This window comes from Rothia sp. HMSC058E10 (genome assembly GCF_001809415.1).
In the GTDB taxonomy this organism is placed as follows: Bacteria; Actinomycetota; Actinomycetes; order Actinomycetales; family Micrococcaceae; genus Rothia; species Rothia dentocariosa.
This window is the reverse complement of record NZ_KV797643.1, coordinates 1-21,564: the sequence shown is the minus strand read 5'-3', so window position 1 is coordinate 21,564 and position 21,564 is coordinate 1. Positions and strand designations below refer to the sequence as shown.

The window sequence follows — 21,564 nt, the reverse complement described above, 5'->3', positions numbered from 1 at the left end:
GTGCTGTCTGAGCGCATCAGCACAGGGAACGCGGGTATCTGTTGTTCTCAGGAAGCACAGAAAGACCATAGACATTGCGGCACAGCAAGCCTATCCTGGATATACAAGTATTTTTCAACACACAGGGAGGATACGATGGCTAACGTTACGATCATTGGCGGGCACGGCAAGGTTGCTCTTCTGGTAGAACCGATGCTTCGTGAACGCGGACATACGGTGAACGCTATTATTCGTAGTGAAGATCAGTCGGCAGATATTATGGCGACCGGCGCTAACCCGGTGGTTGCCGATATTACCACCCTAAGCACTGAGGAGATGGCGAAGCTCTTCAAGGATTTACATACAGACGTGCTGGTGTGGTCCGCGGGTGCGGGCGGTGTAGGTGGTCCCGAACGCACCTATGCGATTGACCGTGACGCCGCAATTCGTTCTATGGAGGCGGCACAGCAGGCGGGCATTCGACGGTACATCATGGTCTCGTATTTGGGGGCCGGAACCGAGCACGGGGTACCCGCAGATAACCCATTCTTCGCGTATGCGGAGTCTAAGGCTGAGGCCGACCAGCATCTTCGCGGCACCCGGTTGGAGTACACGATTCTAGGCCCCGGCACGCTCACGACTGAGGATGAGGGCGGTATTACCGTGGGGGTCGATCCGGTGTACCACTCGGATTTGAGCTCTCATACCCCGCGTGCCACCGTGGCGCGGGTGCTCACTGAGGTGGTCGATGATTCCAGCACGATCGGCAAGAGCATTCCTTTCACCGGCGGCGATACCGAGATTCGGCAGGCTCTCGCTCAGGCACCGTCAAGCTCACAGCTGCGCTAGGGTTTGCCGGATGCACCCGCCCCGGCTGAGTGCGGATGCGCCCCGAGCCTCTTCACGGGTTCGGGGCGCGTTTTTCTCTCGCGCAAGGTTGGTTCACGCACCGGGGTGCGGGAAGTTTGGTACTTGTCCATGTGTCTGCGCCCGACCACTCTCTTGTTATGTAAGGTTTACCCGCAGCGTGCGGGTGTTATCTCGCGACGAGTTCCGGGGCGGGACTATTCCGTTGGTGCCGCATCGCTCGGTATCCTAAAGTACCAGGTATTTTTAGAGCAACCGCAGGAGGTTCCCGTGGGATTCTTCGATCTCTTCACCGACAAAACCCCGGAAGAGCCCGCCGAGGCTCAGCTTACCGCCTACGTTCAAGGCAAGGTTCAGGGTGTGGGGTTCCGATGGTGGTGTGCCGGGGCCGCCAAACCGCTGGGATTGAGCGGATACGCCGAGAACCTGGATGACGGTCGGGTGAAGGTGATAGCGCAGGGAAGCCGCGCATCCTGCGAGCGCCTGCTGGAGACCCTTAATTCGGGCGATACCGCCGGGCATGTGGACTTTGTGGATGCGTCTTTCAGCGAGCCTCAGGGCACGTTCAAGGGATTCGGTACCCGGTAGCGCACTCTCCTGCTGCCCTGCTAAAAAGGCTCTTGATGCACCCCGCAGTATGCCCCAAACACCCGGTAACGTGGAATAATAGTTTACGCACTCATATCATTCACGTATTTCACGAAGGTCTTTGATGACACGCTATCGCTGGGGCATAACCGGTGCCTGCATTCTTTTCTTAGCTGGAGTTATTGTTTATAACCTGCGCGAATTTCTGGCATATGATTATCTGGTCTATTATGCCGGGGGTAAAAGCGTTAACTGGTTTCTTGATTACCCCAGTAGCCTCTATGATCTCGATATTCTTCGTGAAACTGTGCGGGCAGAAAACTTTAGATATATTTTCGGCGACAGCGGCCTGTGGCTTGCGTTTACGTACCCGCCGTTTGCCTCGCTCCTCTTTATTCCCGCATCGTTCTTGCCCCTGCGGGTGGCAATCGGTCTTCATCTTACATTTTTCGTGCCCATTGCCTTCTATTGTGCCAAGGTTCTGCGTGACTATCTGGTAAAGCGTAATTCTCGACTGCTTTTTGAGAAATATCTTTCGCCTTTTTCCTTTACTGTTTTGTGTGCCGCGCTTATCTTGCTTTCGGCACCGTGGCGCAATAATTTCTTGTACGGTCAAATAAATCCATATTTGTTGGCGCTTATTTTGTACGATCTTTTGCGGCCGGGTACCAGGATTCCGCGCGGCGTTTTTATTGGTATTGCTGCGGGCATTAAACTTACTCCGCTCGCCATAGGAATTCTTTTTCTGGTGCGTAAAGAGTGGAAATCCATTATTGCGCTGGGAATTTCGTTTGCAGGCACCATCGCGGCAGGGTTTGCTGTGCTTCCGCAGCAGTCTCTCACCTATTGGGGCAGCGTCATCTGGGATCCGTCACGCGTGGGCAACCCGATATCGAGCAACAGCGTGGCGATTCAGGGTATTTTAGGGCGCATGACCTTTCAGGATGGTACCGTGCTGAAGGCGCTGTACGGAACCACGGCAATCGCACTAATTGCGGTGATAGGGTACGCCTTGTGGAAGATGGAGCAGCACAAACTCTATCTGTCGCAGGTCTCGTTGGCGATTCTTGTGCCGGTGTTTATCTCGCCGATCAGCTGGTTCCATCACGCCGTGATTCTGCCGATTTTTATGGTGTGCGCGGCGGTCGATTTCTTGCCGCTGGCGGCTCGGTGGCGTTCTCGTGCGGGGCGCATCCTGTGTTATCTCTGCTATGCGCTGAGTTCTCTCATGCTGGTTAATACGCTTCTGGACTGGGGAAAGCTCGTGGTGCGCTTCTGGCGGCGTGTCGATTTTTACCCGTTTACCGGCAGGTATCCGGGGGTGGATGCGCATACCCTGCTTCTGCGGGCGGCGGATGAGCAGCCGGTTATGTTTGTGACCTCAATTCCGGCGTTGGCGCTCGTGGTGCTGGTTGTGCTGTGGGCGGTACTCTTACGCCGCCCTGCCGAAAATATGCAGTAATCAGAAGGCTCTTAATGCGAATAAAGCGGGATTTTCAACGCTTTATTTACATCAAGAGCCTTTTTACGCAGTGATAGCGGCGCAAAAGCGAGAAGCCAGGACGCACACGCAAACGCCTTAATCACGCCAGATCTCGGCGAATTGGGCGCGTGTCATCATCGCCTGCCGCACGGCGACAGCCACCCGGTTGCCGTACTTGTCGGGACGGGCTGCACTGGTGCTAATCCCGTTGATAATATTCGTGAATCCGGCCTTCACCGCCACCCGTTCGGATGCCGTATTCCCCGCCAACGCCGTCCATCCGATGGTGTCTAGGGCAAACCCGAGCGGGTCAAAGCCGAAGCCGAGGACTGTGCGTACCGCATCTGTCATGATGCCGCGCCCGCGCATCTGGGGAGCCGTATAAAACCCTAAGTCTGCGTGTGTTCCGGGCGCATTTGCGGAGCCTCCGGGCAGGCGCAGGGTAACAACCCCTGCGAGCACCCCGCTGTTATCGATAGCCCAGGTGAGTTCACGCCCGGCTGCTGCGGCGCGCTGGGTGAAGTTGAGGAAGGTTCGCGCATCGTCGCGCGTATAGTCCAGGGGGATGGTGGTCCATCGCACAGTTTCGGGGTCGGTGCAGATATGAACCAGTTCGTCAAGGTCGGATTCGCGCAGTGACCTGAGGGTAAATTTTTCGGTGATGAGTTCCGGAATTCTCATGACATGACATTACCAGTTTCTGCACTGTTTTGTGAGGTGTACTGTGTCTGCAAATCCCCCAATCGCCATATTGTGTGACTCAAAACACTTGTAACATACCGATGAACGGTTGATTATTATGAATTACTCATATTAAAATGAGGGGGATTCCTCTTGTGAGGAAAACAGAAGAATGCCTCAAGGCCACCGAAGTCACACACGAACCAGCCTTGAGGTACCCACCTAGATCAGGAAAGAAGAACACTATGGCTGTGCTAACTATTGGCGACCAGTTCCCCGCCTACGAGCTGACCGGCGTTGTTCCCGGCAAGCTCGCCGAGATTGAGGCAAACAAGCCCGAAGATTACTTCACCACCGTTTCCTCCGAGGGTCTGGACGAAGACACCTGGCGCGTCGTATTCTTCTGGCCCAAGGACTTCACCTTCGTCTGCCCCACCGAAATCGCCGCATTCGGCAAGCTCGCTGACGAGTTCGAGGCACGCGACTGCCAGGTTATCGGCGTATCCGTGGATAACGAATACACCCACTACGCATGGCGCCGCTCCCACGAAGAGCTCGTAGATCTGCCCATCGTCATGGCATCCGACCTCAAGCGCGAGCTCACCAGCGCCCTGGGCGTCCTCAACAAGGACGGCGTGGCAGACCGCGCAACCTTCATCATCGACCCGCACAACACCATCCAGTCGGTATCCATTACCGCAGATTCCGTCGGCCGCAACACCGACGAGGTGCTCCGCCAGCTGGATGCGCTCCAGTCCGACGAGCTGTGCGCCTGCAACTGGAAGAAGGGTGCAGAAACCATCGACGCCTTCAAGGAGATGAAGTAATGAGCATTGAGAACCTGCGTAACGCGCTGCCTTCCTACGCGAAGGACATGAACCTGAACCTGTCTTCGCTGCCGCGCATCACCTCGCTCACCGAGCAGCAGCTCTGGGGCGCAATCCTGGCCACTGCGGCGGCAACCAAGGTTGATTCCGTTATCGTTGAGATCGCAGCAGAGGCGAAAGAGCACCTGAGCGAAACCGCCTTCGATGCGGCACTCGGCGCGGCAACTATCATGGGGATGAACAACATCTTCTACCGCACCCGCGGCTTCCTCGACGGCGCCTACGACGATCAGCGTGCAAACCTGCGCATGCAGATCATCGGTAAAAACGGCGGTATCGATAAGCTCGACTTTGAGATGCTGGCGCTCGCAGTTTCTGCCGTGAACGGTTGTTCGCACTGCGTGGCTGCCCACGAGCACACCATCCGCGAGGAAGGCGCCTCCAAGGAGCAGGTTAACGACCTGATCCGCATTGCGGCAACCATGGGCGGCGTAGCACAGGGTATTCAGCTGGCTGAAGCACTGGGCTAAGCACAAAGAGCCCTACGGCCTCGCCCCGCGTAATCTCGCGTAAAAAGAGCCTGGTAGTGAATAAGCGTTAGAAATTCCGCTTTTCACTATCAGGCTCTTTTTCGTGTGGGGCATAGGATAATACGGGTATGCAGTACAGTATTTTGAACGCCAAGAATTCCCTACCAAGCACCGAAGAACTCGTTGAACTATATGATGCGGTGGGCTGGAGCGCCTACACTCGCACACCCGAGCGGCTGGTCCCTATGCTGGATGGGTCGCGGTACCTCTATGTGGCGCGTGAGAACACGGCGGAAGGAGCCGAGCGGCTTATCGGTCTGGTACGTGCGGTGGGTGATGGACAAACCATTGCGTATATCCAGGATCTGCTGGTGCACCCGCAGGCTCAGCGCCACGGTATCGGATCGGCACTGCTGGGAAGAATTATCGCCGATTTTGACCGGGAGAGCATTCGCCAGAGGTTCATCACTACAGATATTGTGGACACACCCGTCATCAAGCTCTATCGGCGCTTCGGCTTCACTCCGGTGCAGGATAACGGATGCGTAACCCTCGCGAAGTATGTGTTTTAGAAGCTGGCGCACGCCGCAGACCGGGAAAGGAACTAAGACCTATGACTACCTACGACGATACATATTTTGAAGAAATGGCGGAGGCAGCTGAAAAGGGAGAATTTACTCCCATTCCTAACACTCTACTCACCGGGGAAGAAGCTCGGCAGTCTGCTTTGGCAATGCTCAAAGCGGCAACAGGAACTGATGATTATACAGAGCTCGTTAAGATGACTCGCGGCCGCCGCAAGCTCTCAGAGCAGAAAGAACAAGCATCTCAACACTCACCAGTACTGCATATGCGACTGCCTGAAGAACTTAACAAGGGTCTTCGGAATATATAGTGGAATTACTTTCTTAATAGTTTAAAAACAACTGGTGTTTAAATCGGATTTTCTGGTGGGATGTTAGGATAATCAATAGTATTATATAAAAGTATCAATCACATACGAGTGATACTTTGGGAAAAAAATAAAATAGTCCAATTTACTTGACCGTGTACTATGGTACATGGTTTATAATATTCAGGGGGTGAAATAAGATGATTTATCGCATTAGTGAGTTTGCAGATATGAAACTATGTTAGACGACTTAAAACAACGATGTCCAGATGAAAAGCAATTACATTCGTGTCCAATAATAGAAACATTAACATGAGAGATTAATTAACGAAAGGAGCTTTTTTATGAATAAATTTAAGGTAAACATTTCAGGAATGACTTGTACGGGTTGTGAAAAACACGTAGAATCAGCACTTGAAAAGATAGGTGCTAAAAATATTGAGTCTAGTTATCGTCGTGGTGAAGCAGTATTTGAACTGCCCGATGATATTGAGGTTGAAAGTGCAATAAAGGCGATTGATGAAGCAAATTACCAAGCCGGAGAAATTGAAGAAGTATCATCACTAGAAAACGTGGCGTTAATTAATGAAGACAATTATGACCTTCTTATTATTGGTTCTGGTGCTGCTGCCTTTTCTTCGGCAATTAAAGCTATAGAATACGGTGCAAAAGTTGGAATGATTGAGCGTGGAACGGTTGGGGGAACCTGTGTGAATATTGGCTGTGTTCCGTCAAAAACTCTTCTTAGGGCAGGGGAAATCAATCATTTATCAAAAGACAATCCGTTTATAGGTTTACAAACATCCGCTGGAGAAGTGGATTTAGCTAGTTTAATCACGCAAAAGGATAAATTGGTGAGCGAACTTCGGAATCAAAAATATATGGATTTAATTGATGAATATAATTTTGATTTAATTAAAGGTGAAGCAAAATTCGTTGATGCTAGTACGGTTGAGGTCAATGGGGCAAAGTTATCTGCAAAACGCTTTTTAATTGCAACAGGTGCATCGCCTTCGTTGCCCCAAATTTCAGGACTTGAAAAAATGGACTATTTAACTAGTACAACACTTCTTGAGTTAAAGAAAATACCAAAACGATTAACTGTAATTGGTTCAGGATACATTGGAATGGAGCTTGGACAACTATTTCATCATTTAGGTTCAGAAATAACGCTTATGCAAAGAAGTGAGCGACTTTTAAAGGAGTATGATCCTGAGATTTCAGAGTCAGTTGAAAAAGCGTTAATTGAACAGGGTATAAACCTTGTCAAAGGGGCAACTTTTGAGCGTGTTGAACAAAGTGGAGAGATAAAAAGGGTTTACGTAACAGTAAATGGCAGTAGAGAAGTCATTGAATCAGATCAGTTACTTGTTGCCACTGGAAGAAAACCAAATACGGATTCTTTAAATTTAAGTGCAGCAGGTGTTGAAACTGGAAAAAATAATGAAATCCTGATCAATGATTTTGGTCAAACAAGTAATGAAAAGATTTATGCAGCAGGAGATGTGACTTTAGGACCACAATTTGTATATGTAGCAGCCTATGAAGGTGGAATTATTACTGATAATGCTATTGGTGGATTAAACAAAAAAATAGATTTATCGGTAGTTCCTGCTGTTACGTTTACGAATCCGACGGTTGCAACGGTTGGTTTAACAGAAGAACAAGCAAAAGAGAAAGGGTATGATGTGAAGACATCTGTATTACCTTTAGATGCTGTTCCAAGAGCAATTGTAAACCGTGAAACAACCGGTGTATTTAAACTAGTAGCAGATGCAGAAACACTAAAAGTATTAGGGGTTCATATTGTATCTGAAAATGCAGGAGATGTCATCTATGCAGCATCATTAGCTGTTAAATTTGGCTTAACGATAGAAGATTTAACAGAAACCCTAGCACCATATTTAACAATGGCTGAAGGGCTAAAATTAGTTGCACTTACGTTCGATAAAGATATTTCGAAATTATCTTGTTGTGCAGGCTAAGGGAACTTTTTTACAACTCCCTATTCAAGTGAACCAGCTAATGCTTTAAGGGATTTTCTAAGTGAATTTGTGGTCACAAAAATAATTTAACACTGATGATTTCGACATCAAATCTATAATTGATACCTTAACACCGCAGAGTAATAAAGGATGAATAATATGTCAGACTTATTATCCCTACCAGACATTAAAACAATAGAACCGCCACAAGAAAATGAAACCGATATGATGTTTAAAGTTGAAGCAGTCGGACCACCTGAACGTTGTCCTGAATGTGGTTTTGACAAGTTGTACAAACACAGTTCAAGAAATCAACTAATTATGGATTTGCCCATTCGTTTAAAGCGAGTGGGCTTACAATTGAACCGTAGACGATACAAGTGTCGTGAATGCGGATCTACCTTCTGGGAACGCCTAATATCTGTAGATGAAAAGCGTAGTATGACCAAAAGGCTTTTAAAGTCCATTCAAGAGCAATCCATGTCTAAGACCTTTGTAGAAGTCGCAGAAAGCGTTGGTGTTGACGAGAAAACCATTAGGAACGTTTTTAAGGACTATGTGGCACTCAAAGAACGTGAATACCAGTTTGAAACTCCTAAGTGGCTTGGGATAGACGAGATACATATTATCCGTAGACCTCGGCTTGTATTGACTAATATTGAACGCAGGACTATTTATGACATCAAGCCTAACCGTAACAAGGAAACAGTCATCCAACGTCTTTCAGAAATCAGTGACAGGACTTACATTGAGTAAGTCACAATGGATATGTGGAAGCCCTACAAAGACGCAGTGAACACTATCCTTCCACACGCTAAAGTTGTCGTAGATAAGTTTCATGTAGTTAGAATGGCTAATCAAGCCTTAGATAACGTCAGAAAGTCTTTGAAAGCCCATATGAGCCAAAAAGAAAGACGTACCCTTATGCGTGAAAGGTTTATCCTTCTAAAGCGTAAACACGATCTAAATGAACGTGAATCATTCCTCTTAGATACTTGGTTAGGTAATCTTCCTGCTTTAAAAGAAGCCTATGAACTCAAAGAAGAGTTTTACTGGATATGGGATACTCCTGATCCAGATGAAGGTCATCTTCGTTATAGTCAATGGAGACACCGTTGTATGTCCAGCAACTCTAAAGACGCATATAAAGACCTCGTGAGAGCCGTAGACAACTGGCATGTTGAAATATTCAACTACTTTGATAAAAGGCTCACTAATGCTTATACGGAGTCAATTAACAGCATTATTAGGCAGGTAGAGCGAATGGGTAGAGGTTACTCGTTTGATGCCTTACGAGCCAAAATCCTTTTCAATGAGAAGCTCCATAAAAAGCGTAAGCCACGATTTAATTCAAGTGCTTTCAATAAAGCTATGTTATACGATACTTTCAATTGGTATGAAGTGAATGATCACGACATTACAGACAACTTAGGTGTCGATTTTTCCACACTTATTAAGAATTTGGAGAAGGGTGATTTATAAGCCCTTTTCCACCATAAAATCCGAATACCCCTTAACAATACTATCCGAGACCTAGCATCTCAACGAGGACAAAGCACCTCTGAAGTTGCCCGCGAACTACTTGTTAAGGGGCTAGCGGCAGCTTAACTTAAAGTGAATAGGGGGCAGTTGAATCAGCTGCTCCCTCTTACTCTCAATCCCTGAGGCACCGGGCTATACCCAGAGTTTTACCTACGCAAGTTCAGATGCAGATGCGAGTAGGACAATAAATTCTAAGCCGCTTCCTGCCTCTGAGGTTGTTCCTTAGGCTTTTTCTGCGGGTGCTTTCGGGAAGCCCATCACCGCCGAGAGCAGGACGAACGCACAGATAATAGAGACCATCAGAATCGTCCTCTCCCCCGGAATAACCGCGAGCAGGAGCGAAGAAATAATACCGCTTCCATACTGGAACGACCCTAAGAGTGCCGCAGCGGAACCAGCAATGGCAGGTTCCACAGAATTTAGGGCGGCGGCGTTCGTGCAGGCGGCAACGATGCCGTTCATACTAAACACCAGGAACACCGGAACCGCTACACCCCACAGACCACCCGCATCCGCAGCAACAGTTATCACGGCGAGTATAGAAGCCACCCCGGCAACCGCAGTCGAAATACGCAGCAGAAAATCCAGACTATAACGCTGCACAAATCGTCGATTGAAACTGCTGAGCACCATCACCCCGATAATATTCACGCCGAAAAGCAGACCGTAATAGCGCGGATCAACCCCGAACCTCGTGATATACACGCTCGACGATGCCGTGATAAAAGCGTAAATCGCCACGTAAAAGAAACACACGCACAGCACGTACCTCATAAAAGTGCGGCGGCGCAGCAGAAGCGGATAACTTCTAAACGCCGCAAGTACCGTACTGCTTTCACGCTTATTCTCAGGCAGACTCTCGGGCAGGAAAAAGACCAAAAGCAGAATAATGGCGCTGATGGTCACAATAGCCCAGAAAGTCAGCCGCCACCCGCCGGAAACCACCAGGAACCCGCCAAGAAGCGGCCCGGCAATCGGCGCAATCGCCATAATAAGCACAAGAGTAGAAAGTACCTGTGCCGCACGCACGCCCTGGTACATATCACGCACGATAGCGCGCGCAAGCATAGGACCCACACACGCACCGACCGCCTGCACCAAGCGCCACAGAACCAGTTCGGTTGTGGTTGAGGCGAGCGCGCATCCGGCAGAACCGACGGCAAAGATTGCCATGCCCAGCATCAGCGGAATTTTGCGCCCGATGCGGTCGCTGACAGGCCCCCAAATCAGCTGCGCAATCGCGAACCCAATGAGGAATCCCGTAATCGTCAGCTCAATATTGCCGCCCATCTGCGATTCGATGCTCGGCAGACCCGGCAGGTAAAGGTCGGTCGAGATAGCCGAGCAGGCCATGAGCGCGCTGAGTGTTGTGTAGAGAAAAAGCATGCGGCGCGGATTCTCCACCGCACCCTGTGAATGCGTTGTCACGAAAACCTGAATTCTTGGTTGTGTCTGTGTGATGTTTGCTTGCTGTCAGAGGTTCCTCTGAACGTTGAGAAAGAACCTGTGAGAGGCACCTCTTTGATTCTACTCCCCTCTTCCCGAGGATCTAAGGGCGCTTTGGGGGGTTATTCGCGTAGGTGAAAGTTATGGGTGCTGAAGGCTCGCCCACTGCCTTCTTCAGGTAATATGCCTAACTCGTGAATCTTATGTATAACGTGAGCACGTCACGCATAAAACCTCATGTCAGTTGAATTTTAGACCGACCGGAGCGCCGCATCCCAGGTGGAGGCGAGGTGCACCGCGGCGGCGGCGAGCGCATCCAGCTCACTGGCGTAGACCGGAGTGGATCGCACGCCCGCGCACCAGTCAATCGTGCCCAGACCCAGCCAGGGTTTGCCGGGGAAGAACTCGCGCCGCAGCGCCACCCGGCGTTTCCCCAAAGCTCGACGACCGGGCACATAACCGCCGCGGCTGATGAAAAATTCATCCCTGCGTTTAGCGAGAACCTGCTGATCCAACACCCGCAGAGCATCAACCCAGCTGGGCTCCCCCGTCTTGGGCAGGTCGGTTAATTCGGGATATTCCTCGTCACGCTCGGTCACGCTCACGCCCAAAATATACTGATACCGCACCTGATCCAGCTCGCCGGGAAGCCCACGGTCGGCACTCTGAACCGTTCCGCACAGATGCCGTGCCACGGGCTCGCCCGCCAGATTCACACCCATCAGCGGCAGCTCGGGGCCGTCAAGATACAGCCCCACCGCGCCGGTTCCCGTAATATTTGGGCGCACCGACCATCCAGGCAGGCCCTGCTCTAGCACCGGATGCACCCGCTGAAGAACCTCAAAAACCTGCTCACGTGAAACCGCCATTGCGTTCCTCTCAGCACTTTCAACCTGCGTTTACTTTCCTCCATTGTCTCGCACAGATCTGGCGTATGCGGCACGCCACAAACCTGCGGGTATCGTAGCGGCAGCACACGCGGTAAGATAGCAGACGTTGCGCCTAAAACTGCGGGCCGCACTCCTCTACTCCTGAGCCGTCGAAAGGAGGCCGACCGTGTTCAATATCGAGCCCGAGACGCTGTTCCGAATCGTAGATATTGCAGCCGTAGTGGCTAATGGCCTGCTCGGCGGAGCAGTGGCGCGCGCCCTGCGGTTCGACATGGTGGGCTTCTTGCTACTGGCGGTCGTCTGCAGCATGGGCGGCGGCATGATTCGTGACATTTTGCTGAATGTGGGGCTTCCAATAGCGCTCACCGACGGCTGGTACTGGGTAGGCGCTATCACCTCGGCGGCATTGGCGTATGTGCTGGATTTGAGCTCAAACTGGGCCACCCGCGCCCTTGTGGTCGTAGACTTTCTGGGCATGGGCTGTTGGGCGGCTACCGGCACCATCAAATCCCTTACCCTGGGACTGCACTGGCTCCCAGCCATCGCGCTGGGGGTGACAACGGCGGTTGGCGGCGGGGTTATCCGCGATATTATGGTGAACCGCATCCCCGCTATCTTCGGCGGGAACTCGCTCTACGCCACGGTAGCGTTCGTGGGTGCCGCCGAAACAGCAATTTGCTTCAGGATGCTGGAGCGCCCTCATGTGGCGATCGCTATGTCTGTGCTCACCTGCACGGTGTTGGGGGTTGTGGCACGGTGGCGCGACTGGCGACTGCCGATGCCCACCACGCTGAAGGTTCAGCGCCCGCGCCTGCTGGATGTATTCCGCCGCGACCACGAACACCTTGAGAACGAGGGCTGGGCACCGGGCACGCCGCTCACAAACCAGCTGGATGTGATTACAGAGGATCAGATTCAGGCGTATCGCGATCAGCTGCATCGTGAACGGGAGCAACGCGGTAAGTAACGGGTCTGCTACTTCGCCTTGAGAGGTTCCTCAACGCTGTTCGGAAAGAAACGATAAAGGCGGCGGGATGCTCATGTGTGCCAAGCACCCCACCGCCACAAAAGTACCCTGCGACCGCCGCGAAAGCCCCCTGTCGCAAGGCACTCGTATTAGCATACCCATAAAGCTATCCATAAGGGTAGGGTTTTAAGCTGTCAAGTGGTTAACCCGATTTAGATTTTCGGGTGGAAACAATATAAATATATAATTTTGTGTTTCTGACGATTAATTTTCCTCGGCTCGATGCGCCAGCGATACGACCGCACTAAAACACCCCAACCAGCCCTATTTTCTGCCTTCTTAGCCTATCCAGCCCTCTTGCGCTGACAGAAGGACAGTATCATCACAATATCTTCTCAATATCATCACAAAAAGTTGTGATGATATTGGGAAGATGCATTGCCCTGCAGACAGTTCTCTAACTGCCCTATGAACAATCCGCCCCAAAGCTCAAAGGCTGAACCAATGAATACACTGCTATATGGCCTTTTACGAGCAAACAGCGTCTGACCCGCAGATTTAAGGTCTGCCGTCTCACCCACTTACCACACGATATTTACGGTTCTTACTTCGAGCCGGAGCAGTTGCCTCCACAAGCCCCAATCCAACCAAAAGTTTCAAATCGTTGCCCACAGAGGTGCGTGAAGCTCCTCCGCCCCAGTGCTCATGGGCATATGATGCCGAAACAGCGTCACCGTGCTCCCGTAACCCCTGCAAAATATTACGCTGACGCACATTCAACTTCTCGGTGCTGTCAGGCTCGTGGTTCGGGACGATTTGTTGAGTTTCTCCCCCGCTGTCAACATGGGTCATGGTCCTATTAAATATGGATACTTCAACATGTCTCAGCTGATCCACAAACACCGGAGGCTCCAAACCGGCCTCCCTGACCGCCCGAAACACTGTTGGTATGCCCGATGCACGGTTCTCCGCCACGCGCCGACCAGTACTTGGATCCGACAAGTCCATGAGAAATCCCGCAAGAAAGGCATTACGTGTGGAAGAAACCCCAGGCTGACCAAAGTCACGAATATTTACCGACCCAAAGATACCGCCGGGACTACGGACCACAAGACGGTCAGTGTACAGTTCCACCTGAACCTGTGCACCGCGTGCTCCTGGTGAATAGTCGCGGTGCATTACAGCATTCACCAGTAGCTCACGGATAGCATCGGTAGGATATTCATAAAAGTCTTCCCTGCCGATTGCTGAAGAGCCTCGTCCCTGCATGACCGAGGTCTTGCTCATATTACGTAAAAGTACAGCCATAGCATCCTTAACCATCACAGGTATTGGACCTTTGCAGGTACGATTATCTAAAAACCGTTTACTGTCGGCGGTGACCTTCCCCATTTCGGTACCAGGCAACACCACAACACTTATCATCAGCTGAGGGAAAAAAGCTTGTGGCTCCGTGCCCATCGCCAAAAGTGCACCTAGTATTGGTGCTTCTTGCCCCTGCTTATCCTGACGCAGAATACGAGCCTGTTTTAGCGCTTCTACTTCAGATAGTCCCGCAAAGACTCGGGGTTGCTCTTCACGTAAACGGGCAACATAATTGCTGACGAGTTCTGGGGAAAGGTCGTCAATGCTTGCCTCAGGTACAATCTCTTCGTCATATCGGGGCTGGGTTCGATTTTCAAGCAGACGGTCTATCTCATAGTTGCTGAGCCTAACGTCCGCCTCACCGATGCGGTGGTATGCGCCGTTATACATGCCGCGTGCATCAACATAGTAAGGTTTCTGCACCGGGTCGCCCGGCTCAACATCGATACGCACTACCTGGTGCCCTTGTGGCAAGGTTTCAATACTCACATCTGCGGGAGGGCGTGGCTTAACCTTATCGCGTATCGAATCAACGGCTGCATCATGTATCGCTTGCGCATCAAATTGGGGAACCGGCGTTAAACCAGAGGCGGGATCGCTAACACCCAGGAGTATGGTGCCGCCTTCCCCGTTAGCGAAGGCACTCACCGTATCTAAAACAGATTTGGGGAACCCGTGTTCAGCATCTTTGACCTCTAGGGCTGAGCTCTCAGAGCGATTTTTGCGTAATGTATCAATAAGGTCGACGGCCGTGAAGTCCATGGTTCCTCCCCGCAATGGTGGGCATAAAGGCATCTTCACAACATCATACCAATATCATCACAATTTTTTGTGAAGATGTTGAGATGATGTTGTTATGACGCTTATTTTCGTTGTGGCTCATGGGGAAAGCCCTTTGAAATTTCAAGGTTTTTGCGACTGTTCGGTCATCCCAGTATCATCACAACTTTTTGTAATGATGCTGTGAAGATGTTGTGATGATGACCAGCCAAGCACCCCAGATGCGGAACATACCGCCCCCCATTTCTGTAGGGCAGGAAGATGCGCACCTATCACACAAGAGCGGCAGCCATTTGGAAGCTTATTACTCCCAAACAGCCGCCGCTTTGAAGATTAGGCCTGCGACAGTCGCCGAGCTACGCCGTGACCTGGCGTTTCGAGGAAATCACACCGGTATTGAAGCCCGCAAGGTGCAGGCCACCATGGAAGCGTGCGTGCTCGATTTTCACGCATCGGTCCATGACCACGTTCAGCCCAGCTGCCTCACCGATAGCGGCAGCTTCCTCATTCCACGAGCCCAGCTGCATCCACACGGTTTTCGCGCCCAGATCAACCGCCTCCTGAACCACGCCCGGGAGATCTTCATTGCGACGGAAAATCTCGACGAGATCGGGCACTTCTGGTAGGTCCTGAAGCGAGGCGTACACCGGCTGCCCCAGCACGGTCTTGCCTTTCGCCGCAAGAATCGGGTTCACAAAATACACCGTATACGGCGACGAAGACAGCAGGTAGGTTGCCACGAAGTTTGAGGCGCGCGAAATCTTATCGCTCATCCCCACAATCGCGATAGTGCGGGTATTGCGCAGAATGTTCAGCCGCTCGGGGGCGCTCGGGCCTACCCAGGTACGTTTCTCAGTCATTAGTTGCCCTCCTTCGCGGGTGCTTCCTTGGACTCTGAGGCGCTCGAAGCTGCGGCGCTATTCGGCAGCGCGCAGGCGGCACCCTGCTGTGAGTCAGCCTCTTCGGCGGCGAGAGCCTCTTGTGCCGCAACGAGCTTATCGGCACTGGATTCGCCCACACGTTCACCCGCGTGGTTCAGGCCAGTCGCGTGGGTGAGTGCCTGGTCAAGGTCCCAGATAATGTCTTCAACATCCTCAAGCCCAACCGAAATACGGATCAGGTCTTCGCCCACGCCCGCCGCGGCAAGCTGCTCGCTGGAAAGCTGCTGATGTGTGGTCGAACCCGGATGCAGCACCAGGGTGCGCGAGTCACCAATATTCGCCAGATGCGATGCCAACACAAGCGCGCTAATGAACTCGCCGCCAACCACGCGGCCGCTCGCCTTCTCGGTGCTCTTCACCCCAAAAGAGAACACAGACCCAACGCCCAGCGGCAACAGTTTTTTCGCGCGTTCGTGGTGCGCATGCCCCGGCAAACCGGCGTAGTTCACGTAGGCGATGCGCGCATCCTCAACCAGCCAGTCCACGACCTTTTTCGCGTTGGCCAGGTGCGCATCCATGCGCTGCGGCAGGGTTTCGACGCCCTGAAGCAGGTTGAATGCCGACTGCGGTGAGAGTGCGGGACCGAAGTCGCGCAGCTGCTCGGAACGCAGTTTTGTGAGGAACCCGTATTCGCCGAAGTTCCCCCACCACGAGACGTTATTGTACGAAGGCACCGGCTCAGTCATGAGCGGGAAGTTGCCGTTCGCCCAGTTGAACCGTCCGCTCTCAACAACCACGCCGCCGAGGGTGGTTCCGTGCCCGCCCAGGAATTTGGTGGCGGAGTGAATCACAATGTCGGCCCCGTGTTCCAGCGGGCGAATCAGGTACGGGGTTGAGATCGTAGCGTCTACGACGAGGGGGACTCCCACCTCATGGGCTACAGCAGCGAGCCCTTCAATGTCTGCGATCTCGCCGGAGGGGTTGGCGACAACCTCCGTGTAGATTGCCTTGGTGTTCTCGGTCAGCGCCGCCTTGTAATCCGCGGGGTCGGTGCCTTCCACAAAGGTGGTTTCGATGCCGAATCGACGCAGGGAAACATCAAGCTGGGTGACTGTTCCGCCGTACAGCTGTGAGGATGCCACAAGGTGATCGCCCGCCTGGCAGAGCGCGGCGAAAGTGATGAACTCGGCGGCCATACCGGATGCGGTCGCCACCGCCCCGATACCGCCCTCTAGGGATGCGATGCGCTCTTCCAGCGCGGCAACGGTCGGGTTCGATAGGCGCGAGTAGACGTTGCCGTATTTCTGCAGGGAGAAGAGGTTGGCGGCATCGTCGGTGTCTTTGAAAACGAATGAGGTGGTCTGGTAGATAGGGACCGCGCGGGCGCCGTGTTCAGCGTCCGGGGTGCCGCCCGCGTGCAGTGCGCGGGTGCGGAATCCGAAAGTATGTTCAGCCATGCATGACTCCTGGTTGGCTTAGCGCAGCCGAATGATGCGCCAAGGTCGAGGAACAGAGGTACTCAACCCTATACTGTGCCACGGTCCCCGGATGCGCCAAGTGCGCGTAGCATTATGTCGTTTGTGTCGGATTATGAAGCAGGATAGAGCTCTAGTAATCAAAGTTACACGTCAAGAGTCCTTTTAGGCTTCTCCTTTTTTATAGCCATTTCTAGTTAACTCGGGAAGATACCTTTTATATCTTTTTAAACGTTCCTTCAAGACATTAGCAGGAACTCCGAGCTGAGTTCCAACCCAGGAAAGAAGAATAATCCTTAAAAGATCAATTGCTTCAAATACCCTATTATAATCTATCTCTTTACCTCCAAAATGCTTTACAGAATTATATGAGTCATTAATTTTTTCTTTCCATTCAGGCAGGTTATTAACTACCTTCCCGTCTCGATCACCCTCACCTGCCTTGACATATGGCAAAATACCTTTGGGTATTTGATTAATAATATTCTGCAATGCACTTCGCAAATAGGCCCTTCCTTTGTCTTCTAAAGATTTATCAGGGAAATCACGAGCGATATATCTTCCAAGAGCCTCGACACCTGCACAAAGGTTAAAAAGAGTATTCTCAATAGGACTGTCATTCCACCTAATAGTTGTTAATATAGGGTCAATTGCCCGGGAATATTGATTGCGTATATTTAGCCAACGTTGAACCCCAGACTCTTCAATATCCTGGTACGTAAACATGAATTCTTTATTTTTTACATCAACGGTTTCAGTCGTATTCCAATAAACTGAAATTGCTTTTACCCACCTATCCTTATCATCAAATTCTTTATCTCTATCATGTGACACAGATATCGAAGTGAATTGATGATTACTCCACGAAGAAACTGTCATCAAATCTCTTATTGCATTATGATTTTTCATTGCTTCATTGAATGATATACCATCCCGATGGTAGGTCTCTAGACTATCAGCGGACTCATAAGTGATTTGCGTTAATGAGTCATTAGGTTTTACATTAAATCCAGATTTAAATTTTAACCCTATGGAATCGCTAACCATTATTTCTTTGTCAGAGGATACTTTAGTTGATGCCGATTTCACACGCGACATCCGCTCATCTTCATAATATTCATAAACCAAATTTAGTGTATCCATCTGAAGCCATTGAGAAAGACTCTCTATCTCAGTTTTATAACCATTAAAAGCATCAGTGTTATATACTTTTGTTGAAAATATAGCTGTAGTTACTGATACTTTCTTTAGTATACCGCCAAGCTTTGCGGATGATGAAAGTATGCTATCCCTCAACCCAGAAGATTTACAACCTATAAGAAGAATACGACCAATATCGTCAACAAAATACATATTCTCAGGTGCATCATATTGATACTTCTCACGCCGTGGATCATCGCCAAAATGAATATTATTCATTCCCCATCTAGTAGCAGGAGAGCTATCTTTACAACTTTTTACTTGAACAAGTAACTCAATGCGATTATTCTTGCGCACCAAAGTAGCAGGAATACCTCTCTCTTTCTCAACTTCACCTGGGTAGAGCCACCCAACACGTACTTGCCCCTCTTTTAGATTGTTTTCCAGCATAGTATATTCTTCCTTCCTGCTGAATAATTTGAGTGCCAAATTCTGTATATCTCATGTATTCATAACAATATGCACTCAAGAAATTTCGTGTTCCCTCCAGAAATTTATTCCATAGGGAAAATAGTTCTTGTCTTCAAGGTACTGAATTCTATCGTCCATTGATAGAAAAGGTGGTGGCACTCTGCCCATCGAAGGCTCTCCTGATATAAGAGGACCCCCTCAGGGCGCATATACCGTTTGGTACAGAGGCGGAGGGGGGACTGTTGCTCTTACTTTAGCAAGCCTCAATTCGAACATGCAAGCAATTGCGTCACCAGCATATATATTTCTTGTCTAGCAACTCGACCATTCAAAGATCACGTTTGAGAAATCGCCCGCCGCCAGCTGCTCGGGTGTTATCAGCCAGTTTGCGGAGCCCGCATCGCCCCAGAGGAGTTCCGGGGTTTCTTCCTCTGACTCCCAGTCCGCCTCAGAAACAATGGTCAGCAGGTTCACCGTGTGCCCCTGCAGGTTCTCATCGAAATCCCGCGGGTCATTCTGAATAAAGTAGGGGTAGCCGCCAATCCGGGAGTACTCATCACTCTCCTCATACGGGAGAGTAAGCTCCTCAACGGCGTTTGCCCGCTGAATCCTCGCCCGCTCGTCGTCTCCCGTGGGCAGTTTATCCTCGGGATACAGCTCATCCCACACTCGCGCAAAATCGGGATAATAGTAGTGCGCAGTACCGGTAACTCCCTGCTCGACCAGGCTGAACGAGAGCGCAAATTCCACGCTTTCCGGTTCGATAGGCCAGCCGATCGTGTCCCAGTCAATCACCGGCAGCGGCGCATCCGGGCTCGGTTCATCCACGCTCTCGTAGTAGAGCACCCGCCAGTTCTCTTGAACCGCAGGCTTGTTATAGTCATACCCCCACACGGTGTCGTGAGGGTCAATCCAAAATTGAAGCATACCGCTCTTCGGGTAAATATTATTCTGCGGCAGCTCAGCACAGTTAATCTGCGCAATCATGCCTAGGGGCTGGCCGGATGCGTTCGTCGGCGCGGATTCTCCCACAGGCAGGTACGGTACTCCCCCGAATTTGGAGGCGGTCTTCGGCAACGGCTGCTGCGATGGGGTTGCCGTAATCCTGATAGCGTGCTTGAGTTTTCCCTGGTTCATAACGTCGAGGACTCGACGCACCTGCGCTTCGGTGTTTTTCGCCGCGTTCTGCTCGGTGGTATTCATATGTTCCTCCGGGTGGTTGGTTCAGTGCTACAACCATCAGAACACATTTTGCGGTGCCGCGCGCAGAACTTCGTCACTCGTGCGCTCATTCAACGGTGTATTTTTTTGGGAGGCCACACGCTGCATGATTCGGAACATGACTCTAGGCACCCCAAAGATTCAGGGGGTGTGGTGTTCAAGTATCTTGAGTACGCCACACCCCCCCTGAATAAAAATCAAAACGGGTCGGTTAGCTGCTCGACCACTCAAAAATCACGTTTGAGAAGTCACCCGCCGCCAGCTGTTCGGGCGTTATCAGCCAGTTTGCCGCGCCTCCACCGCACCACATGAGCTTAGGTGAACCGTCATGGGGTTCTGCCCAGTCCACCTCAGAAACAATGGTCAACAGGTTCACGGTATGCCCCTGCAGAGCCTCGTTGAAGAACCGGGGGTCGCTCTGCACAAAGTAGGGATACCCACCGATCTTCGAGAATTCGTCGTTTTCCTCGATCGTGAGGGCGGCACCCTGCGCCTCCTGGTAGCTCTCAAGCTGCGATTCGGGGTACATCTTATTCCACACGCGCGCGAAATCTTCATAGTAGTAGTTGGCGGCGCCGGTAATACCCTGCTCGATCACCTCGAACGAAAGCGCAAACTCGGCCTGCGTGGGTTCAACGGGCCAGTTGTCCTTAGGTTCTACGGCAGGAAGAGTCGTGTTCGGGTCTGGCCTGCCCACATTTTTGTAATGGATAACCCGCCAGTTCTCCTGGGATGCAGGCTTCGCGGCATCGAACCCCCACGCCTCGTCCTTCGGGTCTATCCAGAATTGCACCATGCCAGTTTTTGGATAGATATCATTCGGCGGCAGCTCTGCACAGTTAATCTGCGCGATCATCCCCAAGGGCTGACCACTGGAGTTTGTTGGCGCCGAAGCACCCATAGGTACATAAGGAACGCCCCCAAATTTTGAGGCGGTCTTTGGCAGCGGAGCCTTAGAGGCGGTTGCCGTGATGCGTACCGCCTGCTTGACGTGGTCTTTATTGAGCGCATCGGCAACATACTGCGCTTTTTCTTCTAGAGTGCTCATGGACATCCTCCAAGGCGTGGTTAATGGCATGTATTAACCATGAGAACACACTTTTTTATAGTATGCCTTGAATATCGTTGTGGGGTGAAAAACGAACGCATCCGCATACTACACAATGTGAACCAGTAACAACACCCTCGCTCGGAATCCCTGGAGAGTTCCGAACAAGGGTGCTGTCGCTGTGATGCGCATACTAGATATTTTTGTCGATTTCCTCGATCACGCCCAGAGCCGCGGTAATTCCCGCGTTCAGGTAGAACATATCGGAATCTACCTTATGAGCGTGCTTCTCCTTGACCACTTTCAGGCTATCCCACAGCGTCTCAGAGGTGAGCTTGGATTCGTCGCTGCCCTGTACCCATGAATACATGTGGGTTTTTCCATCTCTTTATCAACCCATATATTTATATTCCAAAAACGGTATATAAACTTATCAGAGCATATATTCCACATTCCCTATCTGGAATATATGCTGTTTGACTTCCTCTACCCCGTGAACGGGGTAA

At 51.1% G+C, this 21,564-nt stretch carries 19 protein-coding genes and 2 pseudogenes; 11 read left to right on the top strand and 10 right to left on the bottom strand.

Translation table 11 applies throughout. From position 1 onward, the window contains the following. The first annotated feature begins 135 nt into the window (after window positions 1–135). The 3 genes from HMPREF2609_RS09515 (at window position 136) to HMPREF2609_RS09505 (ending at window position 2,896) form a co-directional block, all read left to right on the top strand. Window positions 136–828, top strand: a complete 693-nt coding sequence (locus tag HMPREF2609_RS09515; RefSeq protein ID WP_070536588.1) for an SDR family oxidoreductase — start codon at window positions 136–138, stop codon at window positions 826–828. A 3-nt stretch (window positions 829–831) separates the two neighbouring features. After that, window positions 832–1,434 (top strand): acylphosphatase, encoded by a 603-nt coding sequence (locus HMPREF2609_RS11275; protein ID WP_371326046.1) that lies wholly within the window; start codon window positions 832–834, stop codon window positions 1,432–1,434. 124 nt (window positions 1,435–1,558) lie between these two features. Continuing rightward, a complete protein-coding gene (locus HMPREF2609_RS09505; protein WP_070536586.1) occupies window positions 1,559–2,896 on the top strand; it encodes a glycosyltransferase 87 family protein in 1,338 nt (445 codons plus the stop codon). 117 nt (window positions 2,897–3,013) lie between these two features. On the opposite strand, the gene HMPREF2609_RS09500 is transcribed toward HMPREF2609_RS09505, so the two are convergent. Further along, a complete protein-coding gene (locus HMPREF2609_RS09500; protein WP_070536584.1) occupies window positions 3,014–3,598 on the bottom strand; it encodes a GNAT family N-acetyltransferase in 585 nt (194 codons plus the stop codon). Window positions 3,599–3,843: 245 nt separating this feature from the next. Between HMPREF2609_RS09500 and HMPREF2609_RS09495 the strand changes: the two genes are divergently transcribed. The 7 genes and pseudogenes from HMPREF2609_RS09495 (at window position 3,844) to HMPREF2609_RS11270 (ending at window position 9,314) form a co-directional block, all read left to right on the top strand. Continuing rightward, window positions 3,844–4,425, top strand: coding sequence for a peroxiredoxin (locus HMPREF2609_RS09495; protein ID WP_004006488.1), 582 nt, complete (start codon window positions 3,844–3,846; stop codon window positions 4,423–4,425). Next, window positions 4,425–4,955: an alkylhydroperoxidase, AhpD family gene (locus tag HMPREF2609_RS09490; RefSeq protein WP_013398369.1), complete on the top strand. Its 531-nt coding sequence runs from the start codon at window positions 4,425–4,427 to the stop codon at window positions 4,953–4,955. Before HMPREF2609_RS09495 ends, HMPREF2609_RS09490 begins: the two co-directional genes overlap by 1 nt. Before the next feature lie 128 nt (window positions 4,956–5,083). After that, complete coding sequence (locus tag HMPREF2609_RS09485) at window positions 5,084–5,527, top strand: GNAT family N-acetyltransferase (RefSeq protein ID WP_070536582.1); 444 nt, start codon at window positions 5,084–5,086, stop codon at window positions 5,525–5,527. 41 nt (window positions 5,528–5,568) lie between these two features. Next, a complete protein-coding gene (locus HMPREF2609_RS09480; protein ID WP_070536580.1) occupies window positions 5,569–5,850 on the top strand; it encodes a hypothetical protein in 282 nt (93 codons plus the stop codon). 223 nt (window positions 5,851–6,073) lie between these two features. Then, window positions 6,074–6,163, top strand: a pseudogene (locus HMPREF2609_RS10710) (Hg(II)-responsive transcriptional regulator); the annotation flags it as partial. 28 nt (window positions 6,164–6,191) lie between these two features. Next, window positions 6,192–7,832, top strand: coding sequence for a mercury(II) reductase (gene merA / locus HMPREF2609_RS09475; protein WP_001031935.1), 1,641 nt, complete (start codon window positions 6,192–6,194; stop codon window positions 7,830–7,832). 159 nt (window positions 7,833–7,991) lie between these two features. Beyond that, window positions 7,992–9,314: pseudogene (locus tag HMPREF2609_RS11270) on the top strand (ISL3 family transposase). Window positions 9,315–9,596: 282 nt separating this feature from the next. On the opposite strand, the gene HMPREF2609_RS09465 reads toward HMPREF2609_RS11270, so the two are convergent. Together HMPREF2609_RS09465 and HMPREF2609_RS09460 are read right to left on the bottom strand one after the other, a co-directional pair. Further along, the gene (locus tag HMPREF2609_RS09465; protein ID WP_246825642.1) at window positions 9,597–10,802 is read right to left on the bottom strand and encodes a multidrug effflux MFS transporter; all 1,206 of its coding nucleotides are present in this window, start codon (window positions 10,800–10,802) and stop codon (window positions 9,597–9,599) included. 269 nt (window positions 10,803–11,071) lie between these two features. Then, window positions 11,072–11,689: a hypothetical protein gene (locus HMPREF2609_RS09460; protein WP_048752796.1), complete on the bottom strand. Its 618-nt coding sequence runs from the start codon at window positions 11,687–11,689 to the stop codon at window positions 11,072–11,074. Window positions 11,690–11,876: 187 nt separating this feature from the next. Here HMPREF2609_RS09460 and HMPREF2609_RS09455 point away from each other — a divergent pair, with 187 nt between their 5' ends. Further along, complete coding sequence (locus HMPREF2609_RS09455; RefSeq protein ID WP_048752794.1) at window positions 11,877–12,677, top strand: trimeric intracellular cation channel family protein; 801 nt, start codon at window positions 11,877–11,879, stop codon at window positions 12,675–12,677. Between the two features lie 573 nt (window positions 12,678–13,250). Here HMPREF2609_RS09455 and HMPREF2609_RS09450 read toward each other — a convergent pair. The 7 genes from HMPREF2609_RS09450 to HMPREF2609_RS10705 form a co-directional block, all read right to left on the bottom strand. Continuing rightward, entirely contained in the window at window positions 13,251–14,804 is a 1,554-nt protein-coding gene (locus HMPREF2609_RS09450; protein WP_070449998.1) for an ATP-binding protein, read from the bottom strand. A 374-nt stretch (window positions 14,805–15,178) separates the two neighbouring features. Then, a complete protein-coding gene (locus HMPREF2609_RS09445) occupies window positions 15,179–15,682 on the bottom strand; it encodes a CoA-binding protein (RefSeq protein WP_013398362.1) in 504 nt (167 codons plus the stop codon). Then, a complete protein-coding gene (locus HMPREF2609_RS09440; RefSeq protein WP_070449995.1) occupies window positions 15,682–17,160 on the bottom strand; it encodes an O-acetylhomoserine aminocarboxypropyltransferase/cysteine synthase family protein in 1,479 nt (492 codons plus the stop codon). The genes HMPREF2609_RS09445 and HMPREF2609_RS09440 overlap by 1 nt, the downstream gene beginning before the upstream one ends. A 183-nt stretch (window positions 17,161–17,343) precedes the next feature. After that, window positions 17,344–18,768, bottom strand: coding sequence for an ApeA N-terminal domain 1-containing protein (locus HMPREF2609_RS09435; RefSeq protein WP_070536577.1), 1,425 nt, complete (start codon window positions 18,766–18,768; stop codon window positions 17,344–17,346). Window positions 18,769–19,101: 333 nt separating this feature from the next. Then, complete coding sequence (locus HMPREF2609_RS09430; protein ID WP_070536575.1) at window positions 19,102–19,992, bottom strand: YwqG family protein; 891 nt, start codon at window positions 19,990–19,992, stop codon at window positions 19,102–19,104. 229 nt (window positions 19,993–20,221) lie between these two features. Then, window positions 20,222–21,058, bottom strand: coding sequence for a YwqG family protein (locus HMPREF2609_RS09425; protein ID WP_070536573.1), 837 nt, complete (start codon window positions 21,056–21,058; stop codon window positions 20,222–20,224). Window positions 21,059–21,251: 193 nt separating this feature from the next. Continuing rightward, window positions 21,252–21,428, bottom strand: a complete 177-nt coding sequence (locus tag HMPREF2609_RS10705) for a hypothetical protein (protein ID WP_246825641.1) — start codon at window positions 21,426–21,428, stop codon at window positions 21,252–21,254. Between the last annotated feature and the right edge of the window lie 136 nt (window positions 21,429–21,564).

Bases quoted from the DNA above. Each gene is read 5' to 3' on its own strand.
- HMPREF2609_RS09515 (WP_070536588.1), top strand. From the start codon at position 136: ATGGCTAACGTTACGATCATTGGCGGGCACGGCAAGGTTGCTCTTCTG.
- HMPREF2609_RS09505 (WP_070536586.1), top strand. From the start codon at position 1,559: ATGACACGCTATCGCTGGGGCATAACCGGTGCCTGCATTCTTTTCTTA.
- HMPREF2609_RS09500 (WP_070536584.1), bottom strand. From the start codon at position 3,598: ATGAGAATTCCGGAACTCATCACCGAAAAATTTACCCTCAGGTCACTG.
- HMPREF2609_RS09495 (WP_004006488.1), top strand. From the start codon at position 3,844: ATGGCTGTGCTAACTATTGGCGACCAGTTCCCCGCCTACGAGCTGACC.
- HMPREF2609_RS09490 (WP_013398369.1), top strand. From the start codon at position 4,425: ATGAGCATTGAGAACCTGCGTAACGCGCTGCCTTCCTACGCGAAGGAC.
- HMPREF2609_RS09485 (WP_070536582.1), top strand. From the start codon at position 5,084: ATGCAGTACAGTATTTTGAACGCCAAGAATTCCCTACCAAGCACCGAA.
- HMPREF2609_RS09480 (WP_070536580.1), top strand. From the start codon at position 5,569: ATGACTACCTACGACGATACATATTTTGAAGAAATGGCGGAGGCAGCT.
- merA (WP_001031935.1), top strand. From the start codon at position 6,192: ATGAATAAATTTAAGGTAAACATTTCAGGAATGACTTGTACGGGTTGT.
- HMPREF2609_RS09460 (WP_048752796.1), bottom strand. From the start codon at position 11,689: ATGGCGGTTTCACGTGAGCAGGTTTTTGAGGTTCTTCAGCGGGTGCAT.
- HMPREF2609_RS09450 (WP_070449998.1), bottom strand. From the start codon at position 14,804: ATGGACTTCACGGCCGTCGACCTTATTGATACATTACGCAAAAATCGC.
- HMPREF2609_RS09445 (WP_013398362.1), bottom strand. From the start codon at position 15,682: ATGACTGAGAAACGTACCTGGGTAGGCCCGAGCGCCCCCGAGCGGCTG.
- HMPREF2609_RS09440 (WP_070449995.1), bottom strand. From the start codon at position 17,160: ATGGCTGAACATACTTTCGGATTCCGCACCCGCGCACTGCACGCGGGC.
- HMPREF2609_RS09435 (WP_070536577.1), bottom strand. From the start codon at position 18,768: ATGCTGGAAAACAATCTAAAAGAGGGGCAAGTACGTGTTGGGTGGCTC.
- HMPREF2609_RS09430 (WP_070536575.1), bottom strand. From the start codon at position 19,992: ATGAATACCACCGAGCAGAACGCGGCGAAAAACACCGAAGCGCAGGTG.
- HMPREF2609_RS09425 (WP_070536573.1), bottom strand. From the start codon at position 21,058: ATGAGCACTCTAGAAGAAAAAGCGCAGTATGTTGCCGATGCGCTCAAT.
- HMPREF2609_RS10705 (WP_246825641.1), bottom strand. From the start codon at position 21,428: ATGTATTCATGGGTACAGGGCAGCGACGAATCCAAGCTCACCTCTGAG.